8 protein-coding genes are annotated in these 9,247 nt (G+C 65.7%); 2 read left to right on the plus strand and 6 right to left on the minus strand.

Annotation, left to right across the window (positions count from 1 at the left end; all coding sequences use genetic code 11):
• Window positions 1–26: 26 nt before the first annotated feature.
• Window positions 27–2,789 carry an MGH1-like glycoside hydrolase domain-containing protein gene (locus DS837_RS28595; RefSeq protein ID WP_149167837.1) on the plus strand — a complete coding sequence of 921 codons (2,763 nt, stop codon included), beginning with the start codon at window positions 27–29 and terminating at the stop codon, window positions 2,787–2,789.
• Between the two features lie 130 nt (window positions 2,790–2,919).
• Window positions 2,920–4,044 (plus strand): AI-2E family transporter, encoded by a 1,125-nt coding sequence (locus DS837_RS28600; protein WP_149167838.1) that lies wholly within the window; start codon window positions 2,920–2,922, stop codon window positions 4,042–4,044.
• A gap of 356 nt (window positions 4,045–4,400) precedes the next feature.
• Here the strand turns inward: DS837_RS28600 and DS837_RS28605 are convergent, their stop codons facing one another.
• The 6 genes from DS837_RS28605 to DS837_RS28630 form a co-directional block, all read right to left on the minus strand.
• Window positions 4,401–5,246, minus strand: a complete 846-nt coding sequence (locus DS837_RS28605; protein WP_149167839.1) for a helix-turn-helix domain-containing protein — start codon at window positions 5,244–5,246, stop codon at window positions 4,401–4,403.
• Between the two features lie 63 nt (window positions 5,247–5,309).
• Complete coding sequence (locus DS837_RS28610; RefSeq protein ID WP_149167840.1) at window positions 5,310–6,158, minus strand: alpha/beta fold hydrolase; 849 nt, start codon at window positions 6,156–6,158, stop codon at window positions 5,310–5,312.
• A gap of 49 nt (window positions 6,159–6,207) precedes the next feature.
• The gene (locus tag DS837_RS28615) at window positions 6,208–6,576 is read right to left on the minus strand and encodes a nuclear transport factor 2 family protein (protein WP_149167841.1); all 369 of its coding nucleotides are present in this window, start codon (window positions 6,574–6,576) and stop codon (window positions 6,208–6,210) included.
• 213 nt (window positions 6,577–6,789) lie between these two features.
• Window positions 6,790–6,984 carry a hypothetical protein gene (locus DS837_RS28620; protein WP_149167842.1) on the minus strand — a complete coding sequence of 65 codons (195 nt, stop codon included), beginning with the start codon at window positions 6,982–6,984 and terminating at the stop codon, window positions 6,790–6,792.
• A 29-nt stretch (window positions 6,985–7,013) separates the two neighbouring features.
• On the minus strand, window positions 7,014–8,627 hold the full coding sequence (locus DS837_RS28625; protein ID WP_149167843.1) for a GMC family oxidoreductase: 1,614 nt from the start codon (window positions 8,625–8,627) through the stop codon (window positions 7,014–7,016).
• Between the two features lie 49 nt (window positions 8,628–8,676).
• Window positions 8,677–9,247 (minus strand): alpha/beta fold hydrolase (locus DS837_RS28630; protein ID WP_211102430.1); only part of this gene is annotated, 571 nt, incomplete at its 5' end.

The raw sequence follows: 9,247 nt of genomic DNA on the forward strand, positions 1-9,247 counted from the left end.
CGAACGGTTCAGCGAGGGAGGGGGACATGCCTGACCGGGGTGAACGGCTGGAAGGTGGGCGGACCGCCGAGCAGGTGCGGCTCGATCAGGCGCGCGAACAGGGCGTCCCCTGGAAGATGTGGGGCCCCTATCTCAGCGAGCGGCAATGGGGCACGGTGCGCGAGGACTACAGCGAACACGGCGATGCCTGGAACCACTTCCCGCACGATCACGCCCGCTCGCGCGCCTACCGGTGGGGCGAGGACGGCTTGGCCGGCATCTCCGACGACCGCCAGCGGCTCTGCTTCGCGCTGGCGCTGTGGAACGGGCGCGACCCCATCCTCAAGGAGCGGCTGTTCGGGCTGACCAACGGCGAAAGCAACCACGGCGAGGATGTGAAGGAATACTACTACTACCTCGACAGCACGCCGACCCACTCCTACATGAAGTATCTCTACAAGTATCCGCAGGCGGAATTTCCCTACAACGATCTGGTCGAGACGAGCTGTCGGCGGAGCCGCCAGGACTTGGAATACGAACTGCTCGACACCGGCGTGTTCGACAAGGATCGTTATTTCGACGTCTTCGTGGAATACGCCAAGGCATCTCCCGAGCGAATTCTGATCGAAATCACCGTTCACAACCGTGGGCCGGAGGCGGCGGACCTGCACGTCCTGCCGACGCTGTGGTGGCGCAACCAGTGGTCACGGGACGACGGTTCCGAGGACACCGCGCGCAAACCCACGCTCCGCGAAGCCGTACCGGGCCGCCGCATCGCCGCCCTCGATCCCGAGGAGGGGGAGAAGGCCCTGCATTGCGACGGCGGTCCGACGCTGCTGTTCACCGAAAACGAGACCAACCGCCAGCGCCTGTTCGGGGTCCCGAACCGCACCCCCTACGTCAAGGACGGGATCGACGCCTGCGTCGTGCGCGGGCAGGCGGAAGCGGTGAACCCGGACAAGACCGGCACCAAGGCCGCCGCCCACTACCGCCTGACCCTCGCCCCCGGCGGGAGCCGGACCATCCGCCTGCGCCTGGACGCGGACAACATGGCTGGAGAAGCGGCGGGCGACGATGTCTTCGGCGCCGCCTTCACCGACCTGTTCGACGCCCGCCGCCGGGAGGCCGACGCGTTCTACGCCTCGATCACCCCGCCGTCGTTCAGCGCGGACGAGGCGCTGGTGTTCCGTCAGTCCCTGGCGGGCATGTTGTGGAGCAAGCAGTATTACGAATACGACGTCGGCACCTGGCTGAAGCAGCACGGAGCCAACCCATTCGCGGCGGCCCGCCGGATCGGCCCGCGCAACAGCCAGTGGCACCACATGCACAACGCCGACATCGTGTCGATGCCGGACAAGTGGGAATACCCCTGGTACGCGGCCTGGGATCTGGCCTTCCACGTGCTCGCCCTGACGCTGGTCGATCCCGATTTCGGCAAGCAGCAGTTGGAGCTGATGCTGCGCGAGCGCTACCTGCACCCCAACGGGCAAATTCCGGCCTACGAGTGGAACTTCGGCGACGTGAACCCGCCGGTCCACGCCTGGGCGACCATCTTCACCTACCGGCTGCTGAAGCCGCGGAACGACGAGGCGGATCGCCGCTGGCTCGAGCAGACCTTCCACAAGCTGCTCCTGAACTTCACCTGGTGGGTCAACCGCAAGGACCGCGAGGGACGGAACGTCTTCGAAGGCGGCTTCCTCGGGCTCGACAACATCGGCGTGTTCGACCGCAGCGCGCCGTTGCCGACCGGCGGCTGTCTGGAGCAGGCGGACGGCACGGCCTGGATGGCGCTGTTCGCCCTGAACATGCTGGAGATCGCGGCGGAACTGACGAAGACCGACCCGCTCCATGCCGACATGGCCGTCAAGTTCGCGGAACATTTCCTGTGGATCGCGTCGGCGATGACCCGCATCGGCGACGACACCGGCATGTGGGACGAGGAGGACGGCTTCTTCTACGACGTGCTGCGGCTGCCGGACGGACGGACGGAGCGCCTGAAGGTCCGATCCCTGGTGGGTCTGCTGCCGCTGTGCGCCGTTTGCGTCTTCGACGGCGACGTCCTGGCCGAGCACCCGGACATCGCCAGGCGTTTCCACTCCTTCCTGGCCGATCGCCCGGAGTTGGTGGGCGCCATGCACGACCCGCGGCAGATCGGGTTCGGCGGGCGCCGGCTTGGAGCCATCCTGAACGAAGGCCGGCTGCGCCGGGTTCTGACACGCATGTTGGACGAACGGGAGTTCCTCAGCCCCTACGGCATCCGGTCGATGTCCCGGCATCACGCCGACCACCCCTATGTCTTCGTCGTTGGAGGCCAGGAATTCAGGGTTCCCTACCTGCCGGCGGAGTCCGACAGCGGCATGTTCGGCGGAAATTCGAACTGGCGCGGGCCGATCTGGATGCCGATCAACGCGCTGATCGTTCGCGGGCTGCTCCAATACTATGCCTATTTCGGAAACGGTTTCCTCATCGAATGCCCGACCGGATCGGGGACCATGATGAACCTCTATGAGGTCGCCCGGGACATATCGCGGCGCCTGGAGAGCATCTTCCTGCGCGACGAACACGGCAATCGGCCGGTGTTCGGCGGCGCCCGGACGTTCCAGCAGGACCCGCACTGGAAGGATCACATCCTCTTCTACGAGTACTTCCACGGCGACATCGGCGCCGGCATGGGGGCCAGTCACCAGACCGGCTGGACCGGGGTTATCGCCCGCCTCATGCATGTCTTCGCAACGACCACGGCGGACGGTTTCCTCGACAGCGCGAAGGGAGCCCACGCCGACAGGACCGTCCACGAGCAGCACGTGTGAGATCGCGCCGCTTCCTCTGCCGTCATGTTCGGATCGACATCATGCGCGCGCAGCGGCATCCACACCCGATGAACGTCGGCAAGACGGACAAGGGTACTTGGGCCATCGTGCCCTGAAGGGATCACAAGCCATGGCGGACTTCATTCACGACCGGTTCCTGCCGCACGCCGACGCCTCGGAATCCCCGGAGCGGTACGAGATGAGCTATGTCCGCAAGGCGCTCGTCCTGTCCATGATGCTGATCCTGCTGATCGGCTGCTTCGTCGTGCTGCGCCCCTTCATCGCGGCGATCCTCTGGGCCATCATTCTCTCCTTCAGCACCTGGCCGCTGCACCAGCGCATCGAGCGAGCGCTCGGCGGCCGCACCACGCTGGCGGCGGCGATCATGACGCTGATGATCATGGCGATCCTCGTCGGCCCTCTCGCGGCGCTTGGAATAAAGCTGTCGGAGAATGTCTTCCGCGTCGTCGAAACGGTTCACGCGGCCATGAACCGGGGACTTCCGCCCTTGCCGGACTGGCTGATCGGCGTTCCGATAGTCGGCGACCGGCTGCAGGTAACCTGGAGCGTGCTGGCGGGCGGCGAGTCCAATCTGCGCACGACGCTCCAGCCCTACATCGGCCAGATCCGCGACTTTGCACTGGCGAGCGGTGGGCATCTTCTCTCGGGGACGTCGCTGATCGCGCTGAGCGTCCTGATCGCCTTCTTCCTCTACCGGGACGGCCGCACCGCCGTGCGCCGGCTGCACAGCATCGTCGGGCGGATCGCCGGCGCCCGCGCGCGGCAGTCCCTCGACGTTGCCGCCGAGACGATCAACGGGGTCGTCCATGGCGTGCTCGGCACCGCGCTGGTGCAAGCCATCGCCGCCACCGTGGGCTATTGGATCGCCGGCATTCCCGGCGTCCTGCTTCTCGGCTTCGTCTCCTTCTTCCTGGCGCTGGTGCCGATGGGGCTGGCGCTGATCTGGTTGCCCGCCGCGATCTGGCTGGCCAGCCAGGGCCGCACCGCCATGGCGATCTTTCTGGTGGCCTGGGTCGGCGTGCTGGTCGGCAGCCTCGACAACGTCCTGCGCCCGATCCTGATCGGTCGGAGCAGCGATCTTCCCTTCATCATCATTTTCCTGGGAATCGTCGGCGGTCTCGTCGCTTTCGGCCTGATCGGCATTTTTCTCGGCCCGACACTGCTCGCCGTGGCGTACGGCCTCGTTCGGGAATGGAGCGGGGGAAACGAGCCCGGCGACGCTGCGGCGGAGTAGGCGCCCCGCAGCTCTGGGGAGTGCGGTTTATAGGTGTTCTCGCAACAGTTTATGGTTCCACTCAGAAGTTCTCCGCAAGGAACTGAGATGGTCCCCGTTCCCCGGTTCTCCCGCACTTTGCGTGGAAGGGCTGACGACGCTGGAGCCGGCGCCTCGGCAGATCCTATGTAATGGAGCATGCAAGAGCTTTCTGTGATCCCGGACTGCCGTGTCGTGAAGGTTGAACCTGTTGATGCGGTTGGTCTCGTCAGATGTACGGACGCGCCAGCTTCGATCTGCTGCGCCGTCGCGATCTCCTCGCAACCTGATCCACGCAAAGTGCGGGAGAACCGGGGAATGGGGATCACCTCAGTCCCTCACAACTGGGCGAGGGTCTGCCGCATGATCTCCGCTGTGGCGAGGTCGGCCGGGAAGAAAGCCTCGATGGCCAGTTCGGACAAAGTGACGTCCACCGCCGTTCCGAACACCGTCGTGGTGCTGAAGAAGCAGAGAGTCCCGGCGTCCGTCCTGAGCCGCAGAGGAACCACCACGCCATCATGCGACGACAACGGCTCGCCCCGGCCGTGCGGAGCCGGCCCGCCGGACATCGGGTAGCCCTTCAACTCGCCGAACAGCGCGGCCAGTACGGGATCGGCGCTGACGTCGATCTGCCGGATCAGCCGGTGCAGGATGTGCGCCCGCCACTGGGCGAAGTTCTCGATCCGCGGTGCCAGCCCGGAGGGGTGAAGGCTGAGGCGCAGCACGTTCACCGGAGGCTGGAGAAGATCCGGCGAAGCGCCGGTGAGCAGCGGGGCGACCGCCCGGTTGGCCGCAACCAGCGTCCAGTGCCGATCGACGGCCAACGCCGGGTGAGGCTCGTGCCCGGTCAGCACGAGATCGACCGCCCGACGGGCGGCCTGCATCTCCGGATCGCCCAGCCGGTGTTCGGAAAAGACCGGCGCGAAGCCCGCGGCGGCGAGCAGCGCGTTGCGGTCGCGCAGCGGAATGTCCATTCGCTCCGCCAAATGGAGCAGCATGGTCCGGCTGGGCTGCGAGCGCCCGGTTTCCAGGAAGCTGACGTGCCGGGTCGAGATGTCGGCTTCGCAGGCGAGGTCGAGTTGGCTCAAGCCACGCCGCTTGCGCCACGCGCGCAGCAACTCGCCGACCGGTTGGCGCGGCACGGTCCTGGGGGTCGGTCGGTGCCCGGTGGCTGTTTGCGGCATTGTTCCGGCCTCCGGTCCGGTGTTGTCGGTGTTTTGCGCTCCACATGATACCAGCGCTGCCGATCATGCATCCAGAAAGGTCAGCAGGTCGCGGTTGAAGCGGTCCATATGCGTCAGGAACAGACCGTGCGGCGCCCCCTCGTAGACGGTCAGCGTCGCGTTCGGCATCAGCTCGGCGGTTTTCCTTCCGGTGATGCCAAGCGGGCTGGAGACATCCAGATCGCCGTGGATCAGCAGGGTCGGCACGGTGATGTCCCGAAGCTCCCGCCGGAAATCCGTGGACGTCGTCGCCCGATGGCAGTCCAGAAGCGCCTTCATCGAGGCTTGCAAGGCCATCGATTTCACCCAGGCCATCATGCCGGGTGAACTGTCCGCCGTCATGAAGGGGCGAATGTTGTCCTCCAGCCATGCCGGAAAGTCCCGCATCAGCCAATCCGAGCGGAAGGCTTCGAAGATGGCAGGATCGATTCCGTCAGGGTGGTCGTCGGTCCGGGAAAGCGTTGGTGTCATCGTGCCGACCAGAACCGTGCGGGAAACGCGGCGGCTGCCGTGCCGGCTCAGGTAGCGGATGATTTCCCCACAGGACATGGAATGGCCGACCAACGCAACACCGTCCAGATCCAGCGTGTCGAGCAGGGTTGCGAGGTCGTCGGCCAGCCGGTCGAAGTCGAAGCCGATTCCCGGGTCGCTCGACCGGCCATGGCCGCGACGGTCGTACGCGACGCAGCGGTAACCGCGCTCGGTCAGCGCCAACATCTGATAGGCCCAGGAGTCGGAGTTCAGCGACCAACTGGACAGAAAGACGACGGGTTTCCCCAGCCCCCAATCCCGGTAGTAAAGCCTTACGCCGTCGTCCGTGTGGATGAAGCCGGGCTGGACCGGGTCGGCGGGAGATATCGAAGGCATGTTCATGGTCGGTGCTCCTGGGTTCGGGACGCTGCGGGACGGGAAAGCCGGTGCGCTATGCACCTTCCGGAACCCGGTCCAGAAAGCCGCTCACCGAGCGGATGCGTCCATCGGCGGCCAACCGGATGAAGTCGGTGCCGCGGGCCACCGGCTCGGCCCCCGCCGGAGCGAGGGACCAGGAGAAGCGCACGCGGTCGTTGTGACCGTCGGGCGTGCCGTGCAGGAAGAAACGACAACTCGGGAACCGCTGCTGCACGGCGCCGATCAGGGCGTTGATGCCGGTGTGGCCGTTCGCCTGAACCATCGGGTCAAGGTAATGCGCATCATCGCTCCAGTGTTCGACGAGCAGAGCCAGCCGGCGGTCGGGGTCGGTCTCGTTCCAGACGGCGATGTAGCGCTGAGCGATATGGGTGGCATTCGTCATGGCGGAACTCCTTTGTAGGATTGCCCGGATCGACCGGACACCCACAGCATCGTCATTCCGCGATCCATCTGCGATTACGTGGGAGGTAAAGGAAAAGCCTTTGATGGCCCGGTGACCACATAGCTGTGCAAAATGGCCATCAGCGGGATCGAGATCACGGCTGTGTTCCAGCGACCTCGTGAAAACGACCCGAACGAGATACGCGAAGTTGACCTATGAGCGGACAAAATGAGAATGGCAGGCGGCGAGGAGAAGGCCGTCCGCTGGCGCGTCGGACAGGTCCGCCGGCACGTCGGGGTTGGCGGCGATCTGGCGGGCAATGTCGTCGTCGGTCATCGGATCGATGCGCACCCAATCCACCGCCGCCAGGGCGTCGGCGCGCCGCTCGGTTGGGCGCTTAACATGCAACGTATAGCCCGTGGGTTGATGAAAGGCGTCTACAACCCGTGCCGCCGCTGCAAGATTTCAGCCGCGCGCTCCCCCACGATCGCGCACGGCGCTTGCGTGTTGCCCGTCGTGACCCTCGGGAGGATCGAGCCGTCTGCGACGCGCAGCCGGTCGATGCCGTGAACCGCCAGCGACGCGTCGACGACCGACATGTCATCCATGCCCATCCGAGCCGTCCCACATTGGTGCCAATAGGTCACCGCTGCGTCGCGGAGGAATTGATCGTCGACCGCCGATCCCACCCCGGGGACGGCCTCGCGCTGGACATAGGGTGCGAAAGCCACATCGTTCCCGATCTCGCGGCACAGCCGCACGCAGGCGCGTGCCGTCTCCAGGTCCCGCGGATCGGACAGCATGTTGGGATCGACCAGAGGCGCCGCGGCCGGGTCCGCCGACCGCAGCCGCACCTCGCCACGGCTGTAGGGCTGCGCCAACCCGGCGAACATCGTCCACCCATGATCGGGGACGCCGCGCACCGCCGTGCGCTCGCTGGGAACGGGGAATTCGACCTGGCAGAACAGAAGGTCCGGCGCCTCCAGTTCGGGGCGGCTTTTCCAATAGAGGGTCGCCTCGCTCCCACTGGCGCGTGGAGCGATCGGCTCCCGATACTCCCAGGTGCAGCCGAACGACACATGATCCTGCAGGCCGCGGCCGACGCCGGGCAGGTGACGTGCGAGCGGAATGCCGTGCCGGTCAAGTTGGCTCCTGTCGCCGATCCCGGACAGCATGAGCAGCTTGGGCGTGTTGATGGCGCCGGTGGACAGGATGACCTCCGAACCTGCCATGAGCGACAGAATCGCGCCGCCTCGTTCGACCTCGACGCCGGTCGCCTTCGTCCCGTCGAGGAGCACGCGGCGCACGAGCGTATCGGTCAGGATCGTGAGGTTCGGTCGGTCGGCCACAGGATGGACATAGGCGCGGTAGAGCGAGTTGCGCCGTCCGTCCCGCAAGAGCATGTCGGTATAGGCCGCGCCTCCCGCGGTTTCCATCATCCTGCCATTGGGGCTGTCGTAGCGCGGGATGCCGAGGGACTCGGCCGCGCCGAGCAGAGCGCCGGCGATCGGGCTCGGATCCTGTGCGGGCTGCACCCAGACCGGTCCGGAACTGCCGCGAAAATGCGGATCCGCCGCACCCTGCCAGTTCTCGATGCGTCGGTAGATGCCGAGAACCGCCTCATAGCTCCAGCCGGCATCGCCGGATTGTTCCGCGAAATAATCCCAGTCGGCGCGATGGCCCCTTGCCCACACCATGACGTTGATGCTCGACCCACCGCCGAGCCCCTTGCCCATGGACATGGGAAGCGCGCGGCCGCCCAGATGCGGGTTCGGCTCGGCCTGGAATCCCCAGTCGCGCCGACCGCCGAGATTCGTGGGCCACAATGCCGGATTCAGCACCGCCTCATCCTCGTCGCTGCCCCCCGCTTCGATGAGGAGCACGGAGCAGTCGGCATTTTCAGCCAGGCGGCGCGCGATCACGGAGCCGGATGCGCCGGCACCGCAGACGATGAAGTCATAGGCAGGCTTGAGGTTGGAGAGTCTTTGCGTCTGATTGTCATGGACGCGTCGGTTGAAATCCTCGGAACCGCCGGAGATGGAATGGTTCATGTCACGGGCCTTTTCGTAAGCAGAGAAGATGGTCCTACGAGGCCGGTGCCTAGCGCGAAACTGCGCCCGACTGTTGGGCCGCTTCGTCGATCACCGTCGCAACAACCTCCGACTGCGTGAAGTAGACGGCATGGCTGGCCGGGACGTTCGTGACCTTCGCACCGATGCGTTTCGCCATATCCTGAAGCATCCGCTGATCGAAAGCCCTGTCCTCCGTCGCGATCACCGCCCAGCTGGGCTTGGTCCGCCAAGCGGCATGCCGGAGCGTCACGCCGAAGCTCGCCATATTGATCGGAACTTGCGACGCCTTCAGGAAATCGACGTCGGCCTTCGTCGCATCCGCCGCGAAGCCGGCGGCGAAATTGTCGGGCTTGATGAAGCCGAAGCCGTCCTCACTCGTCTCGATGACGAACTCGGGCGGTGTCGTATAGCCGTCATATTGCTGCGCCGTGGTCTCGCCAGCGTCGGGCGACAGGGCGGACACATAGACCAGTGTTGCCATCGCTGGAAAACTGACCCGGGTCATCGGGTGAAAACTGACCCACCGCTCGTAGACTCCCCCTGACCTGCGCGGAGGGGGGAGGGATGCAGACAGCGGAGGAAGTGATGGAAATCCGGGT

The organism is Azospirillum brasilense (assembly GCF_008365405.1).
GTDB classification, from domain to species: Bacteria; Pseudomonadota; Alphaproteobacteria; order Azospirillales; family Azospirillaceae; genus Azospirillum; species Azospirillum brasilense_D.

Bases quoted from the DNA above. Each gene is read 5' to 3' on its own strand.
- DS837_RS28595 (WP_149167837.1), top strand. From the start codon at position 27: ATGCCTGACCGGGGTGAACGGCTGGAAGGTGGGCGGACCGCCGAGCAG.
- DS837_RS28600 (WP_149167838.1), top strand. From the start codon at position 2,920: ATGGCGGACTTCATTCACGACCGGTTCCTGCCGCACGCCGACGCCTCG.
- DS837_RS28625 (WP_149167843.1), bottom strand. From the start codon at position 8,627: ATGAACCATTCCATCTCCGGCGGTTCCGAGGATTTCAACCGACGCGTC.
- DS837_RS28610 (WP_149167840.1), bottom strand. From the start codon at position 6,158: ATGAACATGCCTTCGATATCTCCCGCCGACCCGGTCCAGCCCGGCTTC.
- DS837_RS28605 (WP_149167839.1), bottom strand. From the start codon at position 5,246: ATGCCGCAAACAGCCACCGGGCACCGACCGACCCCCAGGACCGTGCCG.
- DS837_RS28615 (WP_149167841.1), bottom strand. From the start codon at position 6,576: ATGACGAATGCCACCCATATCGCTCAGCGCTACATCGCCGTCTGGAAC.